Annotated in this window: 18 protein-coding genes; 13 read left to right on the top strand and 5 right to left on the bottom strand. The window is 65.0% G+C overall.

Annotated features, from left to right (window positions below; translation table 11 throughout):
- Positions 1-35 precede the first annotated feature (35 nt).
- From rfaE1 to C0Z18_RS13725, 5 genes are all read left to right on the top strand, one after another.
- A complete protein-coding gene (gene rfaE1, locus C0Z18_RS13745) occupies positions 36-989 on the top strand; it encodes a D-glycero-beta-D-manno-heptose-7-phosphate kinase (RefSeq protein ID WP_199189452.1) in 954 nt (317 codons plus the stop codon).
- A gap of 50 nt (positions 990-1039) precedes the next feature.
- The gene (rfaD, locus tag C0Z18_RS13740) at positions 1040-2032 is read left to right on the top strand and encodes an ADP-glyceromanno-heptose 6-epimerase (RefSeq protein ID WP_102645973.1); all 993 of its coding nucleotides are present in this window, start codon (positions 1040-1042) and stop codon (positions 2030-2032) included.
- A gap of 85 nt (positions 2033-2117) precedes the next feature.
- Positions 2118-2462, top strand: coding sequence for a ComEA family DNA-binding protein (locus C0Z18_RS13735; RefSeq protein WP_408647000.1), 345 nt, complete (start codon positions 2118-2120; stop codon positions 2460-2462).
- 245 nt (positions 2463-2707) lie between these two features.
- A complete protein-coding gene (cysM, locus tag C0Z18_RS13730; protein WP_102645971.1) occupies positions 2708-3610 on the top strand; it encodes a cysteine synthase CysM in 903 nt (300 codons plus the stop codon).
- Positions 3611-3810: 200 nt separating this feature from the next.
- The gene (locus tag C0Z18_RS13725; protein WP_102645970.1) at positions 3811-4854 is read left to right on the top strand and encodes a hypothetical protein; all 1044 of its coding nucleotides are present in this window, start codon (positions 3811-3813) and stop codon (positions 4852-4854) included.
- A 90-nt stretch (positions 4855-4944) separates the two neighbouring features.
- On the opposite strand, the gene mltB is transcribed toward C0Z18_RS13725, so the two are convergent.
- Positions 4945-6288, bottom strand: a complete 1344-nt coding sequence (gene mltB / locus C0Z18_RS13720) for a lytic murein transglycosylase B (RefSeq protein WP_233217309.1) — start codon at positions 6286-6288, stop codon at positions 4945-4947.
- Positions 6289-6563: 275 nt separating this feature from the next.
- On the opposite strand from mltB, the gene C0Z18_RS13715 reads away from it, so the two are divergent.
- Both C0Z18_RS13715 and C0Z18_RS13710 read left to right on the top strand, forming a co-directional pair.
- The gene (locus C0Z18_RS13715; protein ID WP_102645969.1) at positions 6564-7487 is read left to right on the top strand and encodes a histone deacetylase family protein; all 924 of its coding nucleotides are present in this window, start codon (positions 6564-6566) and stop codon (positions 7485-7487) included.
- A gap of 95 nt (positions 7488-7582) precedes the next feature.
- Positions 7583-8413: an enoyl-CoA hydratase gene (locus C0Z18_RS13710; RefSeq protein WP_102645968.1), complete on the top strand. Its 831-nt coding sequence runs from the start codon at positions 7583-7585 to the stop codon at positions 8411-8413.
- Between the two features lie 57 nt (positions 8414-8470).
- Here the strand turns inward: C0Z18_RS13710 and C0Z18_RS13705 are convergent, their stop codons facing one another.
- Complete coding sequence (locus tag C0Z18_RS13705) at positions 8471-9394, bottom strand: alpha/beta hydrolase (protein ID WP_102645967.1); 924 nt, start codon at positions 9392-9394, stop codon at positions 8471-8473.
- A gap of 251 nt (positions 9395-9645) precedes the next feature.
- On the opposite strand from C0Z18_RS13705, the gene C0Z18_RS13700 reads away from it, so the two are divergent.
- The 4 genes from C0Z18_RS13700 to C0Z18_RS13685 all read left to right on the top strand — a co-directional run bounded on the left by C0Z18_RS13700 (position 9646) and on the right by C0Z18_RS13685 (position 13274).
- Entirely contained in the window at positions 9646-10680 is a 1035-nt protein-coding gene (locus tag C0Z18_RS13700; RefSeq protein WP_102646080.1) for a methionine ABC transporter ATP-binding protein, read from the top strand.
- Complete coding sequence (locus tag C0Z18_RS13695; RefSeq protein WP_102645966.1) at positions 10670-11323, top strand: methionine ABC transporter permease; 654 nt, start codon at positions 10670-10672, stop codon at positions 11321-11323. The genes C0Z18_RS13700 and C0Z18_RS13695 overlap by 11 nt, the downstream gene beginning before the upstream one ends.
- A gap of 251 nt (positions 11324-11574) precedes the next feature.
- On the top strand, positions 11575-12324 hold the full coding sequence (locus C0Z18_RS13690) for an electron transfer flavoprotein subunit beta/FixA family protein (protein WP_102645965.1): 750 nt from the start codon (positions 11575-11577) through the stop codon (positions 12322-12324).
- A 14-nt stretch (positions 12325-12338) separates the two neighbouring features.
- A complete protein-coding gene (locus C0Z18_RS13685) occupies positions 12339-13274 on the top strand; it encodes an electron transfer flavoprotein subunit alpha/FixB family protein (protein WP_102645964.1) in 936 nt (311 codons plus the stop codon).
- Between the two features lie 195 nt (positions 13275-13469).
- Here the strand turns inward: C0Z18_RS13685 and C0Z18_RS13680 are convergent, their stop codons facing one another.
- A complete protein-coding gene (locus C0Z18_RS13680) occupies positions 13470-14756 on the bottom strand; it encodes a D-amino acid dehydrogenase (RefSeq protein WP_102645963.1) in 1287 nt (428 codons plus the stop codon).
- 99 nt (positions 14757-14855) lie between these two features.
- Here C0Z18_RS13680 and C0Z18_RS13675 point away from each other — a divergent pair, with 99 nt between their 5' ends.
- Entirely contained in the window at positions 14856-15344 is a 489-nt protein-coding gene (locus C0Z18_RS13675; protein WP_102645962.1) for an Lrp/AsnC ligand binding domain-containing protein, read from the top strand.
- Between the two features lie 275 nt (positions 15345-15619).
- A complete protein-coding gene (locus C0Z18_RS13670) occupies positions 15620-16471 on the top strand; it encodes a helix-turn-helix domain-containing protein (RefSeq protein WP_233217308.1) in 852 nt (283 codons plus the stop codon).
- 4 nt (positions 16472-16475) lie between these two features.
- Here the strand turns inward: C0Z18_RS13670 and C0Z18_RS13665 are convergent, their stop codons facing one another.
- Both C0Z18_RS13665 and C0Z18_RS13660 read right to left on the bottom strand, forming a co-directional pair.
- Positions 16476-17696, bottom strand: coding sequence for a CaiB/BaiF CoA transferase family protein (locus C0Z18_RS13665; RefSeq protein WP_102645960.1), 1221 nt, complete (start codon positions 17694-17696; stop codon positions 16476-16478).
- 14 nt (positions 17697-17710) lie between these two features.
- Complete coding sequence (locus tag C0Z18_RS13660) at positions 17711-18880, bottom strand: acyl-CoA dehydrogenase family protein (RefSeq protein WP_102645959.1); 1170 nt, start codon at positions 18878-18880, stop codon at positions 17711-17713.
- Positions 18881-18889: the final 9 nt, after the last annotated feature.

Genomic DNA, 18889 nt, shown 5'->3' with positions numbered 1-18889 from the left:
CGGGCGAGCTCGCGCGCGCGAGTGCCGTGCGGCCCATGGAGGTGGCGCCCGTGCCGCGCGAGCGGCTTGCGCAGGCGCGCGTGCTGATCGTCGGCGACGTCATGCTCGATCGCTATTGGTTCGGCGACGTGAACCGCATCTCGCCCGAAGCGCCCGTGCCGGTCGTGCATGTGCAGCGCCAAGAGGACCGCTTGGGCGGCGCCGCGAACGTGGCGCGCAACGCGGCGGCGCTCGGTGCGAAGGCGGGATTGCTTTGCGTCGTGGGGCGCGACGAGCCCGGCGAGCGTATCGTCGAGTTGCTCAAGGACAGCGGCGTGGCGACGCACTTGGAGCGCGATCCCGAATTGTCGACGACGATCAAGCTGCGCGTGCTGTCGCGTCAGCAGCAATTGCTCCGTGTCGATTTCGAGAATACGCCGGCGCACGAGGCGTTGCTCGCCGGCTTGGCGCGCTTCGACGCATTGCTTGCCGAGCACGACGTGATCTTGATGTCCGATTACGCCAAGGGCGGTCTCACGCATGTGACGCAGATGATCGCGAAAGCGCGTGCGGCGGGCAAGCCGGTGCTCGTCGATCCGAAGGGGGACGACTGGGAGCGCTATCGCGGCGCCACGCTGATCACGCCGAATCGCGCGGAGTTGCGCGAGGTGGTGGGGCAGTGGAAATCGGAGCAGGACTTGCATGCGCGCGTGGCCGCGCTGCGCGCGTCGCTCGACATCGATGCGCTGCTGCTGACGCGCTCGGAGGAGGGGATGACGCTGTTCGCGGCCGATGGCGGCACGCTCACGGCGCCGGCCGTCGCGCGCGAAGTCTATGACGTCTCGGGCGCGGGCGACACCGTCATCGCCACGTTGGCCGTGATGCTTGCCGCGAAGCTGCCGCTCATGGACGCCGTCGCGCTTGCCAATCGCGCCGCGGGTATCGTCGTCGGCAAGCTCGGCACGGCCACCGTCGATTACGACGAACTGTTTCCGTCGCCCGCGCGCTAGCGTTCGCATCGGCTGCCTATTACCGTTATCGAATCATCGCCAATACGATCATGACCATCATCGTTACCGGAGCCGCCGGGTTCGTCGGCGCCAATATCGTCAACGCGCTCAACGCGCGCGGCGAAACGCGCATCATCGCCGTCGACAACCTCACACGCGCCGACAAGTTCAAAAACCTCGTCGATTGCGAAATCGACGACTACCTCGATAAGACGGAATTCGTCGAACGGTTCGCTCGCGGCGAATTCGGCAAGGTGCGCGCCGTGTTTCACGAGGGGGCCTGCTCGGACACGATGGAGACCGACGGACGCTACATGATGGAGAACAACTTCCGCTATAGCCGCGCCGTGTTGGACGCTTGCTTGGCGCAAGGCGCGCAGTTTCTCTATGCGTCGTCGGCGGCGATCTACGGCGGCTCGACGCGTTTCGTCGAGGAGCGCGAGGTCGAGGCGCCGCTGAACGTGTACGGCTATTCGAAGTTTCTCTTCGACCAGATCGTTCGCCGCGTCTTGCCGAGCGCGAAAAGCCAAATCGTCGGCTTCCGGTATTTCAACGTCTACGGGCCGCGCGAGGCGCATAAAGGCCGGATGGCGTCGGTCGCGTTCCACAACTTCAATCAATTCCGCGCCGAAGGCAAGGTCAAGCTGTTCGGCGAGTACAACGGCTATGCGGCCGGTGAGCAGACGCGCGACTTCGTATCCGTCGAAGACGTGGCGAAGGTGAATCTGTTCTTCTTCGATCATCCGGAAAAGTCGGGCATTTTCAACCTGGGCACGGGCCGCGCTCAGCCATTCAACGACATCGCGACGTCGGTCGTGAACACGCTGCGCGCGCTCGAGAATCAACCGGCGCTGTCGCTTGCCGAGATGGTGCAGCGCGGGCTCATCGAATACGTGCCGTTCCCCGATGCGTTGCGCGGCAAGTACCAATGCTTCACGCAAGCCGATCCCACGCGTTTGCGCGCGGCAGGGTACGACGCGCCGTTCCTGACGGTCCAAGAAGGCGTCGATCGCTACGTGCGTTGGCTATCCGGCCAACTGTAAAGCGCGGCGCGCGATTCGTAGACTTGAAACCTCACGGTCGGCGCTCGCCGGCCGGCTTTGCATCGGAGGTTTCATGTTCAAGCGCATGCTTTCTTTCGCGGTGGCACTCGCCGCCGCCTGTCCGATTCTTCTCACTCACGCCGCCGATGTCGACGTCAATACGGCCGACGAGGCGGCGCTGCGCGGGATCAAAGGCATCGGCCCGGCCAAGGCCCGGGCCATCGTCGAGGAGCGGGCCGCGCGCGGTCCTTTCCAGGATGCCGACGATCTCGGTCAACGCGTCAAAGGCCTGGGCGGTCAGACCGTCGAACGCCTGCGCGCCGAGGGTTTGACCGTGAGCGGCGCGTTGCACCCCGTCCCCTGGGCTTTTAGATACGGCCGCCACGCGTTCGATGCGGCCAATGCGAGCCATCCGTTTTCGTTCGGGTAAGTCGGCGCGCTAAGCGTCGGCGCACGATCCGCCCCGGGTCGCCCTGGGGCGCCTCGATTTCGCAGGCTCCTTCAGCCGTCATGCCTCATCGACGGTTTCCCGCGACGCGTCGCGGGTTTTTTGCTTGGGCGAGCGCGTGCGATAGGTGCCGCAAAGACCCTATCGGGCGATGCCTTGCGCAGTGCTTTACAATCGGACGGATCACCATCGCTCAAGAGAACGGCGCGCACGGCGCGTATACGCACATGTCCTACAAAACCATCGAAGACACGATCGGCAACACGCCGCTCGTCCAGCTCGTCCGTTTGGCCGACGACGACATCCGCGGTCGAAACAATGTGGTGTTGGCGAAGCTGGAAGGGAACAACCCAGCGGGCTCGGTCAAGGATCGGCCGGCCTTGTCCATGATCGCGAAAGCCGAGGCGCGCGGGCGCATCAAGCCCGGCGATACGCTGATCGAAGCCACGAGCGGCAATACCGGAATCGCGCTAGCGATGGCGGCGGCGATTCGCGGCTACAAGATGGTGTTGCTGATGCCCGAGGACCTGTCGGTCGAGCGGCGCCAGAGCATGGCGGCGTACGGTGCCGAGATCGTATTGACGCCGGTCAAGGGCGGCATGGAGTACGCGCGCGACCTCGCCGAGCAGATGCAACGCGACGGGCGCGGCATCATCTTGGATCAGTTCGCGAACCCGGATAATCCGGTCGCGCATTACGAGGCGACGGGTCCCGAGATCTGGCGCGATACCGAAGGGCGTGTGACGCACTTCGTCTCGTCGATGGGTACCACGGGCACGATCATGGGCGTGTCGCGCTATCTGAAGGAGCAAAACGCGGCGATCGAGATCATCGGCGCGCAACCCGAGGAGGGCTCGCGCATCCCGGGCATCCGTAAATGGCCCGAGGCCTATCTGCCGAAGATCTTCGATCGTACGCGCGTCGATCGCACCGAGAGCGTATCGCAAGCCGCGGCCGAGGCCATGGCGCGGCGCATGGCTTCGGTCGAAGGCATCTTCTGCGGAATTTCTTCGGGCGGCGCGTGCGAAGTGGCGCTGCGCGTGGCGCGGCAGGTCGAGAACGCGACGATCGTCTTCATCGTCTGCGATCGCGGCGATCGCTATTTGTCGACAGGTGTGTTCCCCGCCTAACGAGACCGTGCGCGGCCGTTCGGGCCGCGACGCTTCAAAGACGAAGGTTCGCGCATGCGCAAGCGGCGTGCGCGTGCTTGCATGAAAGCCCTAGCCGATTGAACGGGTGGGCTTGTCCTACGGTGGCTCGTATAGTTCCCCTCGGTTCCCCCCGGCCGAAGTCCGCGCCTGCGCGCTCGGCTGCCCGATAGGAGAAGGACATGCAAATACGCTACCTCGGAGCGGCGACTGCGCGAATCGGCGCCGTCGCCGCTTTTTTTATGCTCGTCGCCAGCTTGTGCGGCACGATGTTCACGCGTGCATGGGCCGGCGAGCCATCGGCGCCGCTCGCGGCGCGTCCCACGCCGACACTCGCGCTCCATGCGCCTGCGGGTGTCCCCAAAGGGTACGTCGTCACGCCCTTTGGCTTTTTTCATCCGTCGTGCGTGCATGCGGTCGGCCGCGGCGAGGTGCTGCTTAGCGACGGGCGCATCGAGCGTGCCGATGGCACCGCGTTGCCCGTACGCGCGTGTGCCTATCCCGCCTATGCGGCGAAGGGTGCGCGTCTCGCGCTGACCGGCTCGAAGCAAGGGCCGGCGCTGTCCGTGCCCGTGCCGGCCGGCGCCTTGCCCACGGCCGACGGCTGGCTCGAGGCCAGTTGGTTCAATGAGAAGGCGCCGTTCGGCGGCATCTCGGCGAATTGGCTCGTGCCTTCCGCCCCGAGTTCCGATGTCGGCCAGGTGCTTTACTACTTCCCCGGGCTCGAGGACTACGAAAACGTCGTCACGATCTTGCAACCCGTGCTGGGCTGGAACGGGTTCAACGATCGCGCGTGGACGATTTCGAGTTGGAATTGCTGCACGTCGGGCAATGCGAACTACAGCTCGCCCGAGCCGGTGGCGACAGGCGACACGATCGCCGGCACCGTCAGCGGGGCCTGGGCGGCGGGCACGGTGTGCTCGACTTGGAATATCGCGACCGTCGACAAGACGAACGGCCGCCAATCGGCGCTTAAGCAGACGAGCAGTTTCGGTCAAACGTTCGATTGGGCTTTCGCGGGTGTCGTCGAAGTGTATGGCGTGAGCGCGTGCGATCAGTATTCGCGCAACGGCTTCGTCGATTTCACGGCGGTGTCGCTGCTGGACGTCCGCGATCAGCGGATCGGTCGTCCCGGTTGGCAAGCGAGCGGCTTGCTGCAAGACAGCGCGCCGGCTTGCAATTACGGCGTGACGATCGCCCCGGCGAGCGCCAGTTTGACGTTCTAGGCGCAACGATGCGCCGCGCGAAGCATGCGCGCCCGCCCCGGGTTCATCGGCGGGTTATGGACGGGCCGGCGCGGCGCCGGCCCATCATGCTCATTGCGGTTGTGACGGCTGGAGCGGGGTTTGTTGCAGCCGCGGTGCCGGCGCGGCGTTCTCGCTCGCCGGTTGACCAGGCACCGCGGGAGATGGCGCCCTCGCCGCAGCGGCAGCGGGCATGCCGGGCGGCGTGGTGACCGGCGCCGAGGTTTGCGTCACGCCGTCTTCGGCCTCGATGCGCGCCTTCACGCGTTCACCGAGTTCGTACACCGCCAGCGCGTAAAAGAAGCTGCGGTTGTAGCGGGTAAGCACATAAAAGTTTTGCAGCCCCAGCATGTACTGGGTCGGTTGAGCGGGCGTCGGCAAGTCGATCACCGTCACGGGCGTGCTGTCTTCCGATGCGAAGTCCAGCGTCGGCTCGTCCAGCCTCATGCCCGCGCGCAGCATCTGCGCAAGCGGCCAATGCGGCTCGGGTTGTCCGTCGGCGGCCGCCTGCGCGATACCGAGGCTGCCCGCATCGGATGCAATGCGCCACACCACGGGACGCCCGTTCTCCCAGCCGTTTTGCGCGAGGTAATTCGCCACGCTGCCGATTGCATCGGCCTCGCTGGCGCGCAAATCGATGTGATGGTTGCCCTCGTAGTCGACCGCGTACTTGACGATGCTGCTCGGCAGGAACTGCGGGATGCCGATCGCGCCGGTGTACGAGCCGAGCACAGTGGTCGGATCGAGCTGGGCGTCGCGAGTCCAGACGAGATAGTCCTCGAGGTTCTTACGGAACGTCATCTCGCGTTCCGCGCGGTTTGGCGTGTTCGGGTAGTCGAACGCGAGCGTCGTCAATGCGTCGAGCACGCGGAAGTTGCCCATGTAGTGGCCGTACATCGTCTCCACGCCGATGATGCCGACGACCATCTCCGGCGGCACGCCGAATTGTTCGTACGCGCGTTGCAGCGTCGCGCGGTTTTGCCGCCAGAATTTCACGCCGGCGTTGATCCGGACGGGATCGAGAAAGCGAGCCTGGTACACGCGCCAGTTCTTGGGGAACGGCTTCGGCGACGGGGTCACGAGCTTGACGGCCGTCGCGGAGTAGCTGACGCCGGCGAACAGGGCATGGAGCGCGGCAGGGTCGAAGTCGTAGCGTGCCACCATGTCGTCGATGAACGCGTTGACGTCGGCGTTATCGGCGTAGCGTTGCGGAACGATTTCCTCCTCGAAGCCCGAGCCGGACGATGCGCCTTCCGGCGCCTGGTTTTGAGCGACGGCGGCTGCGTGCTTGGCTCGGGCGGGCGACGTGCTTTGGGCGAGGGCGCTCTGCCAGGAAATCGCGGCGCCGAGCGCCAGGGCGACGAATACGGCGAGGCGTCGCCGTTTTGCTGCGGGTGAAGCGTATTGACCGGTCATAGGAGAGCAAGGGCAAGGGTTCGGCGCAGTATAACGAACGGTCGCCGCACGCGGAACCGCCGCGCGGCGAATCGGTGGCTTTCGCCCTACATGCCGGACATGCGCGGCCCCACCTTCGATGCCGCGCAACGATCGTTGAGTGCGGCGCAAGACGATGCGCGGGGCAGGCTGTGGTAACGTAGCCCGATCACCGGCCGAATCGAGGGCGGGTCGAGCAACTCGAACAACTCAGGCAACTCAGGAGACAGGCCGCGCCGCGCGGCACACTAACGATCATGGCGACCGCCTTCTATTCACACCCCGATTGCCTGTTGCATGAGATGGGGCCGGGGCATCCGGAATGCCCGGAGCGACTGACCGCCATCGAGGATCAATTGATCTCGAGTCGCATCGCCGAACTGATCGAGCGCGAAAGCGCGCCGCTAGCCGACGTTGCCGATCTCGCCCGCGTTCATACGCGCGCGCACATCGAGTTCATCGAGCGCAGCGCGCCGCGCGAAGGGTATGCGTGGATCGATCCCGACACGGCCATGAATCCGCATACGTGGCAGGCGGCGCTGCGCGCGGCCGGAGCTGCGGTCGCGGCGACCGATGCCGTCATCGAAGGGCGCTACGAGAATGCGTTTTGCAGCGTACGGCCGCCCGGTCATCACGCCGAGCCGGCGCGCGCCATGGGATTTTGCTTTTTCAACAACGTGGCGATTGCCGCTCGTCATGCGCTCGAAGTGCATGGTCTCGCGCGCGTCGCGATCGTCGATTTCGACGTCCACCACGGTAACGGGACGGAGGCCGCATTCGCGGGCGACGAACGCGTGCTGATGTGCAGCTTCTTCCAGCATCCGTTCTATCCGTTCAGCGGCGCCGACAATCAAGCGCCGAACATGGTCAATTTGCCGATGCCGGCGCGCTCGCCCGGTAGCGCCGTGCGCGAAGCGATCGATATGATCTGGCTGCCGCGGCTCGAGGCGTTCAAGCCCGAGATGATCTTCGTTTCCGCGGGATTCGACGCGCATCGCGAGGACGATCTCGGCAACATGGGCCTCGTCGAAAACGACTATACGTGGATCACCCAGCAGCTGCGCGCCATCGCCGAACGCCACGCGCGCGGACGCATCGTGAGTTGCCTCGAAGGCGGCTATAACTTATCGGCGCTTGGACGCAGCGTGGTGGCGCACGTCCGTGCGTTGGCCGGAATTTGACGCGGGGCAGCGAGCTGATCGCTCGTACGCCGCCCCGCGCCGGTTCGCGCATTCGGACGAATGCCGTTGTTTATCGCTATAGGTAGTGGAACATCATGAATCAGTCAGTGTCGTCGGCTTCTCCCTCCGATTCTCCTTCTCCGTCTTCCTCCACACTGCGGGTCGAACCTGCGGCATACGGGCTGCCCGGTGTCGTGCGCGTGACGCTCGATCGGCCCGACGCGTTCAATGCGCTGTCGGTGCAAGCGATCGACGAATTGCAAGCGACGCTCTCGGATATCGCTCGGTCGGACGCGCGTGTCGTCGTCCTGGCGGCCGAAGGGCGGGCGTACTGCGCGGGGCACGATCTCAAGGAGTTGCAGGCAAGCCCATCGCTCGATTTCTATCGGGCGCTGTTCGCGCGCTGCTCTTCGCTGATGATGACGATCCAGCGCATGCCGCAGCCTGTCATCGCACGCGTGCAAGGGGTGGCGACGGCGGCAGGCTGCCAGCTCGTCGCCATGTGCGACTTGGCCGTGGCGGCCGATACGGCGCGCTTCGCCACTTCGGGCATTCACTACGGCTTGTTCTGCGCCACGCCCGCCGTGCCGCTTTCGCGCAATATTCCGCGCAAAGCCGCGTTCGAGATGCTCATGACCGGCGATTTCATCGATGCGGCCAAGGCGCGCGAATTGGGTCTCATTAACCACATGACGCCGCTCGACGCGCTCGATGCCGACGTGGCTGCGCTCGCCAAGCGAATCTGCGAGAAGCCGGCTGCCGCCGTGCGCATGGGCAAGTCGCTTTTCTATCGGCAACTGGAAATGGGGATCGAGGCAGCGTACCAGGCGGCGGGGCAGACGATTGCCTGCAACGCGATCGACCCAGCAGCGCAAGAAGGTATGCAAGCCTTCGTCGAAAAGCGCCGTCCGAACTGGAAGGAATGACGCGGTGTTCGATGCGCCGGCGTTCGCGCTGAGGTTAGCGTTCCCGCCTCCCCGCGCTCAGGCATGGGCCGATATCCACTCGATCAACGCATCGATCACCCGGTCGCGATCGAGATCGTTCATCGTCTCGTGGTAGGCGCCTTCGTAAAGCGTCAACGTTCGGTCCGCGCTGCCCACCTGCGCGGCGAACGCGCGGCTGCCTTCGGGCTCGGTGAGCTTGTCGGCGGTCCCGTGATAAACCAACACCGGTAGCCGCAGGGAAGCGCGTCCCTGCTCGATCCGCGCCATCGCAGCGAGGATCTGCTCGCCTGTCCGGGCGGGCACGGCGCCATGATGGACGAGCGGATCGGTGCGGTTCGCTTCGACCATGAGCGGATCGCGCGAGAGCAGCGCGGGCTCGATCCGCATCGCCTTGTAGCGAGGCCACACGCGGCTGACGATGCGGCTCGCAGCCAGCATCCAGCGCGGCACATCCTTGCCGGGCGCGAGCGCGGGGCTCGAGAGAATCAGTCCCGCCACGGGATGCCGCTCGTCGGCGAAGGCTCGCAGCCGGTCGATCGCGAACAGCGTCGCGATCGTGCCTCCCATGCTGTGGCCCATCAAAAAGAGCGGCGTGCCGGCACGTGCCGCCGCTTCGAGCAGTGCCCGGGCGTCGTCCAGATAGGCATCGAAATGGGTGACCCAGGTTCGCTCGCCGGGCGAGCGTCCGTGGCCGCGCAAGTCGATCGCGACCAGTTCGATCCCGGCTGCGCCGAGCCGCTCCGCGAGCGCGGCATAGCGGCCGGCATGTTCGGCTAGCCCATGCAACAACGCCACCGTCGCTCTCACCGGCCCGGCACTGGGCCACCGATAGAGTGCGAGTTCGATGCCGTCGGCCGTGCGAACGAAGCCGGCCGGCGACGGCGCGGCGGCTATGCGGCTCTTGGTCGCGGATGTCGCGGGTGTCGTGGTTGGATCGTGTGGCGAGGCCGTCGTCGACATGGCGCGTCTCCGTTGGTGTGTGTTGTGCGCTGGATCATAGCCGTTCGACACGGCCACCATGCCCTCGAGGCAACGGCGTTCGCCTCTAATAGCGTTCAGTCATGAAGGCGTGGAAATTAATTATTAAACGCTATTTGTGCGGCGCGATAAAATCGCACGTCGTCTTCCTTTTTCTCAATGTTCAAACGGCGGCCGAGCGGGTCGATCGGAAAAGCTCCGGTCGGCACGGGTGCCCGCCGTTTTGCTTTTTCATGATCGAACTACGCCATCTCTCGCAGCGTTTCGCCGGCCCGAACGGTTGGATCGATGCGCTGCACGACATCAATTTGAGTATTCCGGCGGGACAGATCTTCGGCATCATCGGCCGTAGCGGTGCGGGCAAGAGCACGCTCGTGCGCACGATCAATCTGCTTACGCGGCCCAGTGCCGGCGACGTCGTGGTCGACGGAAAGCGGTTGAACACGCTTACCGCGCCGCAGTTGCGCGAGGCGCGCCGCGAAATCGGCATGGTGTTTCAGCACTTCAATTTGCTCAGTTCGCGAACGGTCTTCGAGAACGTCGCGTTGCCGCTCGAGCTCGCGGGCATGAAGCGCACCGAGATCGAAGCGGCGGTGTTGCCGCTGCTCGATCTCGTCGGGCTCGCCGCGCTCAAGGATCGCTATCCCGCGCGCATCAGCGGCGGACAAAAGCAGCGCGTCGGCATTGCTCGCGCGTTGGCGAGCCGGCCGAAGGTGCTGCTCTCGGACGAGGCCACCTCGGCACTCGATCCCGAGACGACGCGCTCGATTCTCGAACTGCTCAGACGCATCAACCGCGAGTTGAACCTGACCATCGTGCTCATCACGCACCAGATGGAGGTGATCAAGGACGTGTGCGATCGCGTGGCCGTGCTCGATGCCGGGCGCGTGGTGGAAGAGGGCGACGTCATCGACGTATTTCTCAAGCCCCGTCACGCCGTCACGCGGGCGTTGCTCGGCGACGTCATCGCGCATGAACTGCCGAGCGCCGTGAAGGCGCGCGTCGCGTCGCAACTGCAAGCCGGCGATGGGCGATTGCTGCGCCTGGCATTCGCCGGCGCGGGCGTGGATCGGCCGATCCTATCGGAAACGATCCGTCGCTACTCGCTCGATTTCAACATCCTGCACGGGCAGGTCGACGAGATTCAAGGACGGGCATTCGGTTCGCTTGCCGTGCTCGCCGGGGGCGAGCCGGAGCAATTGAGCGCGGCGCTTCATTTCTTGCGTGAGCAAGGCGTCGTCGTGGAGGAGCTCTCGCATGTTCAGTGAAATGTCTTCGATGTTCGTCCAGTCGTTCTGGGAGACGCTGATCATGGTGGGCATCTCCGGCGCCGTCGGCGCGCTCGTCGGCTTGCCGCTCGGCGTGCTGTTGTTCCTGACCGATCGCGGCGGCGTGTTGCAAAGCGTGACGGCCAATCGCGTGATGGGCCTGACCGTGAACGCGGTGCGCTCGACCCCGTTCATCATCTTGCTCGTTGCGGTGATTCCGTTCACGCGGCTCGTCGTCGGCACGTCGATCGGCACGGCGGCCGCCGTCGTGCCGCTCACGATCGCGTGCGCGCCGTTCTTCGCGCGGCTCGTCGAAACGGCGCTGCGCGAAGTCGATCGCGGCCTGATCGAGACCGCCGAGGCGCTCGGCGCCACGACGCGTCAAATCGTCTTCAAGGTCTTGTTGCCCGAAGCGTTGCCCGGCATCGTCGCCGGGCTCACGATCACCTTTGTCTCGCTCGTCGGCTATTCGGCGATGGCGGGCGCGATCGGCGGCGGCGGGTTGGGTGATTTGGGCATCCGGTACGGTTATCAGCGGTTCTTGCCCGAAGTGATGGTGGTGGTCGTCGTGATCCTGATCGTTTTCGTGCAGCTCGTGCAATCGTTCGGCGATTGGGTGGTGCGCCGGTTGAGTCATCGGTGAGTCAAGGAGCGTTAGAGGCCATGGTCGAAACGGGACCTGGCGCCTCGGGCGCTTCCTTATTAAAATAAAACGATCGTTCGTAATTGTGAAGCGGCTCAGCCTGCTGTGGGCCAGTCCCACGGGCCGGCCCGACATGGGCCGGCCGGTTTGCCCATTGGGGCTTTGCCGAACCGTCGGTTAGTGCGGTCGCGGCGGGCGCTGTCGCTATAATGGCCGCTGGGTTGACGTATTCGTAACTTTGGAGCGTGTGCATGAAAATTTTGGTGCCTGTCAAGCGCGTGGTCGACTACAACGTCAAGGTCCGGGTGAAGTCGGACGGCACGGGGGTCGACATTGCGAATGTGAAGATGTCGATGAACCCGTTCGACGAGATCGCCGTTGAAGAGGCGGTGCGTCTGAAGGAAGCGGGCGTGGCCACGGAAGTGGTGGCGGTGTCGGCCGGCGTGGCGCAAGCGCAAGAGACGCTGCGCACGGCGCTGGCGATTGGTGCCGATCGGGCGATCCTCATCGAATCGAACGAAGACCTGCAGCCGCTGGCGGTGGCCAAGCTGCTCAAGGCGCTCGTCGACAAGGAACAGCCGCAGCTCGTGATTTTGGGCAAGCAAGCGATCGACGACGACTCGAACCAAACGGGTCAGATGCTCGCTGCGTTGGCTGGCCTGCCGCAAGCGACGTTCGCCTCGAAGGTCACGGTAGCGGACGGCCGTGCAACGGTTGCCCGCGAAGTGGACGGCGGCGCGGAAACGCTGACTTTGAGCCTGCCCGCTGTCGTGACGACGGATCTGCGCCTGAACGAGCCGCGCTACGTGACGCTGCCCAACATCATGAAGGCGAAGAAAAAGCCGTTGGAAACGATCAAGCCCGAAGACCTCGGCGTGGACGTCGCGCCTCGCTTGAAGACGCTGAAGGTGACCGAGCCGCCCAAGCGTAGCGCCGGTGTGATGGTGCCGGACGTGCAGACGCTGGTCGAGAAGCTGAAGACCGAAGCCAAGGTGCTGTGAGGGGAGCGAGAGACATGACGATTCTGGTTATTGCTGAACACGACAACGCGTCCATCAAGGGTGCGACGCTGAACACCGTTGCCGCCGCCCAAAAGATCGGCGGCGACGTGCACGTGCTGGTGGCGGGCCACAACGCTCAAGCCGCTGCCGACGCCGCGGCGAAGATCGCCGGCGTGGCGAAGGTGCTGCTGGCCGACGCGCCGCAACTGGCCGAAGGCTTGGCCGAAAACGTCGAAGCCACCGTGCTGAACATCGCGAAGGACTACTCGCACATCGTGGCGCCCGCCACCGCCTACGGCAAGAACGTGGCGCCGCGCGTGGCGGCCAAGCTAGACGTGGCGCAGATCAGCGAAATCACGGCGGTCGTATCGGCCGATACGTTCGAGCGCCCGATCTACGCGGGCAACGCGATCGCGACGGTGCAATCGACCGATCCGATCAAGGTGGTCACCGTGCGTGCAACGGGCTTCGACGCCGTCGCCAGCGAAGGCGGTAGCGCATCGGTCCAGAAGATCGAAGCGGCAGCCGATCGCGGCGTCTCGCAGTTCGTGAATCGCGAAGTCACGAAGCTCGATCGTCCGGAGCTCACGAGCGCGAACATCATCGTCTCGGGCGGCCGCGGTCTCGGCAGCGGCGAGAACTACACGAAGGTGCTCGAGCCGCTGGCGGACAAGCTCGGCGCGGCGCTGGGCGCCTCGCGCGCAGCGGTGGACGCCGGCTACGTGCCGAACGACTATCAGGTGGGGCAGACGGGTAAGATCGTTGCGCCGCAACTGTACGTGGCCGTGGGTATCTCGGGTGCGATCCAGCACTTGGCCGGGATGAAGGATTCGAAGGTGATCGTGGCGATTAACAAGGATCCGGAAGCGCCGATTTTCAGCGTGGCCGATTACGGTCTCGTGGGCGACTTGTTCACGGTCGTGCCGGAACTCGTGAACGCCTTGGGCTAAGCGAGCGGCGCCGCGAAAGCAGGCGCCCGACGATGGAAGCAAAAGGGGGCGCGCGTGAGCGGCGCCCCTTTTTTCGTGCTTCTTCGCGTTATCGGAAGCAGTTCCGATGCTGCCGAAAACGCCACCAAAAACAAACGGCGCCCGGTTGGGGCGCCGCTCGTGGTGCTTCCGGCTACTGAGGGTATGCGCGAGCCGTTACGCGTAAGCGGGTTGCGGGGTGGCTCCGAGCTCGCCGAGATAGCGATGAACGGAGAGGTCGTCCGATTGAATGGCCGGCCTGCGTCCCGAGATGAGATCGGCGAGCAACTGGCCCGAACCGCACGACATCGTCCAACCCAGCGTGCCATGTCCCGTGTTCAAGAACAGATTCGATACCGGCGTGCGGCCGACGACCGGGGTGCCGTCCGGCGTCATCGGGCGCAGGCCCGTCCAGAACGATGCTTGTGCCGTATCGCCGCCGCCGGGGAACAGATCGTTCACGCACATTTCGAGCGTATCGCGGCGCGCTTGACGCAGCTTCTTGTCGAAGCCGACGATTTCAGCCATCCCGCCGACGCGAATACGATCGTCGAAGCGGGTAATGGCGATCTTGTACGTCTCGTCGAGCACCGTGGATACGGGGGCCTTGGCGGCATCGACGATCGGTGCCGTGATCGAGTAGCCCTTGAGCGGGTAAACCGGGATCTTCACGATGCCCGACAGGAACCGAGTGGAGTACGAGCCGAGGGCGACCACGTAGGCGTCGGCGCGCAGCGTTTCGCCGCCGCAACGGACGCCCGCGATGCGGCCACCCGCCATTTCCAGCGCATCGATCGGCGTGTTGAACCGGAACTTCACGCCGAGCGATTCGGCAAGTGCGGCCAAACGCGTGGTGAACAGTTGGCAGTCGCCCGTTTCGTCGCCAGGCAACCGCAGGCCGCCTGTGAGCTTATGCGAGACGGCGGCAAGCGCCGGTTCGGCGCGTGCGAGCTCGGTGGGGCTCAAGAGCTCGTACGGCACGTTGGCGTCCTTCAGCACGGCGATGTCTTTTTGTGCGCCGTCGAGTTGCTGCTGCGTGCGGAACACTTGCAGCGTGCCGCCCGTGCGGCCTTCGTATTCGATGCCGGTATCGGCGCGCAACGCCTGCAAACAGTCGCGGCTGTATTCGGCGAGGCGCACCATCCGGCCTTTATTGACGGCATAGCGCTCGGCGGTGCAGTTTTGCAGCATCTGCCACATCCAGCGCAATTGGAACTGCGTGCCGTCCAGACGGATTGCGAGAGGCGCGTGCTTCTGGAACATCCATTTCACTGCTTTGAGCGGTACGCCGGGCGCGGCCCATGGCGCGGCATAGCCGGGCGAGATCTGCCCTGCGTTCGCGAAGCTCGTATCGAGCGCCGGTCCCGCTTCGCGGTCGACCACCGTGACTTCGTGGCCGGCTCGCGCCAGATAATAGGCGCTCGTTACGCCGACTACGCCACTACCTAAGATGACGACTCGCATGGCTACTCCAAATACCGATCAGTCCAGTTGATGCCGCTATACTATTGCGACAAAAGCAGTTTTTGTTTCTGTTGTTTTTGAATTTTTGGTGGAAAAATCATGAGAACGGAACGTCAGCCGATCCGTAAGCTCGACAAGCTCGATCGCAAGATTCTGAAGTTGCTGCAGGAGGATGGGCGCATCGCCATGAAGGACCTGGCGGAGCGGGTTGGACTGACCGTTACGCCCTGCATCGAACGCGTGAAGCGCATGGAGCGCGACCGCGTCATCACGGGTTACTACGCACGCGTGGACCCCGCGCAGTTGGGCGCGGCGCTGCTCGTGTTCGTGGAGATCACGCTCGGCAACAAGAGCGGCAACATGTTCGATCAGTTCCGCCGCGAGGTGAACAAGATCCCCGAGGTGCTCGAATGTCATCTGGTTTCGGGGGAATTCGACTATCTGATCAAAGCGCGCATCGGCGAGATGGCCGATTACCGCAAACTGCTCGGCGATATCTTGTTGCAGCTTCCCGGCGCCGTGCAGTCGAAAAGCTATGTCGTCATGGAAGAGATCAAGGAGACGCTCACGATCGCGGTGGGCGATTGATGGCGGGGCGGCAGCGCTGCCGCTCAGGCGGCGACCCTCGCATCCGCTTCGCCGCGCAGCGAGCGTGGAGCCGAGTACGGGGCCGGAAACAAGCGCTCGGCGAACGAGGCAATGCCTTCGGCGGCAGCCCTGCCGTTGCGAAACCAAGGCTTTATGCTTTGAATTCCACTGCGCGTGATGAGGATCGTGCAAAGCATCGCGCCGCTAGGTGTATGTGACGATGATTACCCGCCAGGTAATGGAACCGCCTCCGCCGTTTGGCTATGATCGCCGTCATGGACCAGACCTTTATCCCGACGCGCGCTTCGCGCCCCGTTGCACAACGTCCGAATCGCCCGGTGGGCGATTTGCTGCGTGAATGGCGCCAGCGGCGGCGCATGAGCCAACTCGTGCTGGCCACCGAGGCGCGGATTTCCACGCGCCACTTGAGCTTCGTCGAGTCGGGGCGGGCTCAGCCCAGCCGCGAGATGCTGATGCACTTAGCGGAGCAACTGGACATACCGCTCAGGGCACGCAACGCGCTCTTCATGGCCGCGGGTTACGCGCCGCTTTACGCCGAACGCGGTTTGAACGACCCGCAACTCGAGGCGGCGCGCGAAGCGGTCGAGCTCGTCCTGCGCGGGCACGAGCCTTACCCGGCGCTCGCGATCGACCGGCACTGGACCATGGTGGCCGCCAACCGGGCGCTCGCACCGCTCGTCGCACGCGCCGCACCTCGCTTGCTCGAGGCGCCCGTCAACGTCTTGCGGCTTTCGTTGCATCCCGAGGGACTCGCCCCTCATATCGTCGATTGGGCCGGTTGGCGCGCGCACGCGCTGCAACGCGTGGAACGGCAGGCGCAAGCGAGCGGCGATGCGACGCTCGCGGCCCTCGTCGAAGAACTCGCCGCCTATCGCGCGCCGCCCGGCGCCGACCTCGAACCGAGCGGTGAGCCGGCGCCGTTGGCGGACGTCGTCGTGCCGTTTAGCCTTCGCACCGATATCGGCGTCTTGTCGTTCTTCAGCACGACGACCGTATTCGGCTCGCCGGTCGACGTAACCCTATCGGAGCTCGCGATCGAGGCGTTCTTTCCTGCCGACACGGCAACCGCGCAAGCGTTGCGCGCTTACGATGCCGCGTCGTCGTAACACGCTAGACGATGCCGTCCGCTTTGAGCCGGTCGATCGCGTCACCATCGAGACCGAGCACCGAGCGCAGCACGTCTTCGGTGCCTTCGCCGAGCACCGGCGGCGCGCGTCGAACCGGTAGGCGCTCGCCGTCGAGCCGATAGGGCGGGGCGAGGACGTGCTCCGTTTTCGCAAACGGATGCGGTTGCTCGGTCACGAGCTGGGCGGCGACCGCGCGCGGTGAAGTCAATGCCTCGTGCAGTCCCATCACTTCGCCGCAAGGAATACCGGCCGCGGCCAGCCGTTCCAGCAGCACCGCGCGCGGGCGCTTCGCCAATTCGCCCGTGAGTTGCGCGATCAGCACGTCGCGGTGCTTGCCGCGCAAGACGTTCGTGCGGAAACGATCGTCGCCGGCCAAGTCTGGCCGCTCGATGACGTCGCGGCAAAAGCGTTCGAACTGCGCATTCGTGCCGACCGTGACGACGATCGGTCCGTCCTGTGCATCGAAGACGCCGTACGGAATGATCGACGGATGCGCGTTGCCGTAGCGCGGCGGATCTTCCCCCGCGAGCAACGCTTCGAGCCCGTAATACGATGTAATCGCCACGCCGCAATCGAATAGCGCCATCTCGACGTGACGGCCTTGGCCGCTGCGCTGCCGATCGAACAACGCCGCGAGCACCGCTTGCGTCGCATACATGCCGGTGACCAAATCGACGACGGCCACGCCGAATTTCAATGGCGGCTGCGTCGCTTCGCCGTTTAGTGCCATCAAGCCGGATTCGCCCTGGATGACGAGGTCGTAGCCGGGCCGTGCCGCTTCCGGGCCGCCGCTGCCGTAGCCCGAGATCGAGCAGTACACGAGCGAAGGGTGCGCTCGGCTCAGCGTCTCGTAGTCGAGGCCGAACTTGCGCGTGCCGCCGAGTTTGAAGTTCTCGATGACCACATCGCTTTTGAGCGCCAAGTCGCGGGCGAGCCGCGCGCCTTGTTCGGTCTGTAGATCGAGCGTCAACGAGCGCTTGTTGCGGTTCACGCTGTTGTAGTAGCACGTCTCCGTTCGTCCGATGCGCGAGCCCCAATCGCGCGTATCGTCGCCACGCAGCGGATGTTCCACCTTGATGACCTCGGCGCCGAGATCGGCCAGCACCATCGCGCACGAAGGACCGGCGAGCACGCGCGAGAGATCGAGCACGCGGATGCCGGTAAGCGGCAAGGCACGCGCCTCGCCTTGGATCGATTCGGTCATTGCCCGTCCGCCGGTTAGCGTTTCGAGGTTGCGTCCGCTTGCGCGCCGTCGCACGGCGATCGACCGAGCGCGATATAGCGCGCGAGATGATGATCCTCGTCGCCGAGCTCATGATCGATCATGACGAGCCGCTTCGCGTAGTGCGCGAGCGGCAACTCCCAGGTCATGCCGATGCCGCCATGCAATTGCACGGCCTCGCGTGACACGCGCGAGCCGATTTGCCCGATCGTGTACTTGGCGGCCGACAGCGCACGCTCGCGCGCAACGCGGGGGCCGTCGAGCGCGGCGGCCGCGTTGATGACGGCCGAGCGCGACTGTTCGAGGTCGATCGCGAGATCGGCCATCCGGTGTTGCAACGCTTGGAAGCTGCCGATCGGCACGCCGAACTGACGACGCGTGCGCAGATACTCGAGCGTCGCGGCAAAGGCGGTTTCCATCGCGCCCAAGCCCTGCGCCGATAGCGCGAGCACGCCTCGGCCGACGGCGGCTTCGAGCGTGGAAAAGCCTTCGTCTTGCGGACCGACGAGCGCATCCGCCGGCACGAGCGCATCGCGCAGGAACAACTCGGCGCCGCGGCCCCCGTCGATCAACGGATAGCCGCGCCATACGAGGCCGGGCGTTTCGCGCGGCACCCAGAAAAGCGAAATCCCGTGCTCGCTATCGACGGCGCCGCTCGTGCGCGCGGAGACGAGCACGCAATCGGCTGCTTCGCCCAATTGCACGACCGCTTTCGTGCCGTCGAGCCTGAAGCCCTCGTTCGTGCGCGTGGCCGCCGTCGTGATGCGGGCGAGTTCGTAGCGCGAATCGGGTTCGCCGTGCGCGAACGCGGCCACGGCGTCGCCCTCGATCAGCCGTTGCAGCCATGCGCGTTGCGCGTCGTTGCCCGCAAGCTCGATCGCATGTCCGGCAACGAGCGCGCCGAGGAACGGTTCGAGCACGAGGCCTCGCCCGAGGTGCTCGCAAACGACGGCAATGTCATCGCCGCTGCCGCCGAAACCGCCGTGCTCCGGTGCGAAGAGGGCGCCGATCGCCCCCAGTTCGCCGAAGCGCCGCCACATCGCGCGATCGAAGCCCTCGGGCGAGGACGCGATCCGCTCGCGCGTGGCGAATGGGTATTGCTCGGCGACGAAGCGCGAGAGCGTGTCTGCGAGCATCCGTTGCTCGTCGGTCAACTCGAAGTTCATCGTCGGCCC

It is taken from the genome of Trinickia dabaoshanensis (assembly GCF_002879885.1).
GTDB classification, from domain to species: Bacteria; Pseudomonadota; Gammaproteobacteria; order Burkholderiales; family Burkholderiaceae; genus Trinickia; species Trinickia dabaoshanensis.
Note: the sequence above shows the minus strand (reverse complement) of the source record. Positions and strands in the feature narration are given on the sequence as shown.

What these genes read in the sequence shown, in the direction of transcription:
- C0Z18_RS13705 (WP_102645967.1), bottom strand. Translation starts at nt 9,394, where the DNA reads ATGTCGACGACGGCCTCGCCACACGATCCAACCACGACACCCGCGACA.
- C0Z18_RS13660 (WP_102645959.1), bottom strand. Translation starts at nt 18,880, where the DNA reads ATGAACTTCGAGTTGACCGACGAGCAACGGATGCTCGCAGACACGCTC.
- C0Z18_RS13690 (WP_102645965.1), top strand. Translation starts at nt 11,575, where the DNA reads ATGAAAATTTTGGTGCCTGTCAAGCGCGTGGTCGACTACAACGTCAAG.
- C0Z18_RS13695 (WP_102645966.1), top strand. Translation starts at nt 10,670, where the DNA reads ATGTTCAGTGAAATGTCTTCGATGTTCGTCCAGTCGTTCTGGGAGACG.
- mltB (WP_233217309.1), bottom strand. Translation starts at nt 6,288, where the DNA reads ATGACCGGTCAATACGCTTCACCCGCAGCAAAACGGCGACGCCTCGCC.
- C0Z18_RS13700 (WP_102646080.1), top strand. Translation starts at nt 9,646, where the DNA reads ATGATCGAACTACGCCATCTCTCGCAGCGTTTCGCCGGCCCGAACGGT.
- C0Z18_RS13715 (WP_102645969.1), top strand. Translation starts at nt 6,564, where the DNA reads ATGGCGACCGCCTTCTATTCACACCCCGATTGCCTGTTGCATGAGATG.
- cysM (WP_102645971.1), top strand. Translation starts at nt 2,708, where the DNA reads ATGTCCTACAAAACCATCGAAGACACGATCGGCAACACGCCGCTCGTC.
- rfaE1 (WP_199189452.1), top strand. Translation starts at nt 36, where the DNA reads ATGGAGGTGGCGCCCGTGCCGCGCGAGCGGCTTGCGCAGGCGCGCGTG.
- C0Z18_RS13685 (WP_102645964.1), top strand. Translation starts at nt 12,339, where the DNA reads ATGACGATTCTGGTTATTGCTGAACACGACAACGCGTCCATCAAGGGT.
- C0Z18_RS13675 (WP_102645962.1), top strand. Translation starts at nt 14,856, where the DNA reads ATGAGAACGGAACGTCAGCCGATCCGTAAGCTCGACAAGCTCGATCGC.
- rfaD (WP_102645973.1), top strand. Translation starts at nt 1,040, where the DNA reads ATGACCATCATCGTTACCGGAGCCGCCGGGTTCGTCGGCGCCAATATC.
- C0Z18_RS13725 (WP_102645970.1), top strand. Translation starts at nt 3,811, where the DNA reads ATGCAAATACGCTACCTCGGAGCGGCGACTGCGCGAATCGGCGCCGTC.
- C0Z18_RS13680 (WP_102645963.1), bottom strand. Translation starts at nt 14,756, where the DNA reads ATGCGAGTCGTCATCTTAGGTAGTGGCGTAGTCGGCGTAACGAGCGCC.
- C0Z18_RS13735 (WP_408647000.1), top strand. Translation starts at nt 2,118, where the DNA reads ATGCTTTCTTTCGCGGTGGCACTCGCCGCCGCCTGTCCGATTCTTCTC.
- C0Z18_RS13670 (WP_233217308.1), top strand. Translation starts at nt 15,620, where the DNA reads ATGGACCAGACCTTTATCCCGACGCGCGCTTCGCGCCCCGTTGCACAA.
- C0Z18_RS13710 (WP_102645968.1), top strand. Translation starts at nt 7,583, where the DNA reads ATGAATCAGTCAGTGTCGTCGGCTTCTCCCTCCGATTCTCCTTCTCCG.
- C0Z18_RS13665 (WP_102645960.1), bottom strand. Translation starts at nt 17,696, where the DNA reads ATGACCGAATCGATCCAAGGCGAGGCGCGTGCCTTGCCGCTTACCGGC.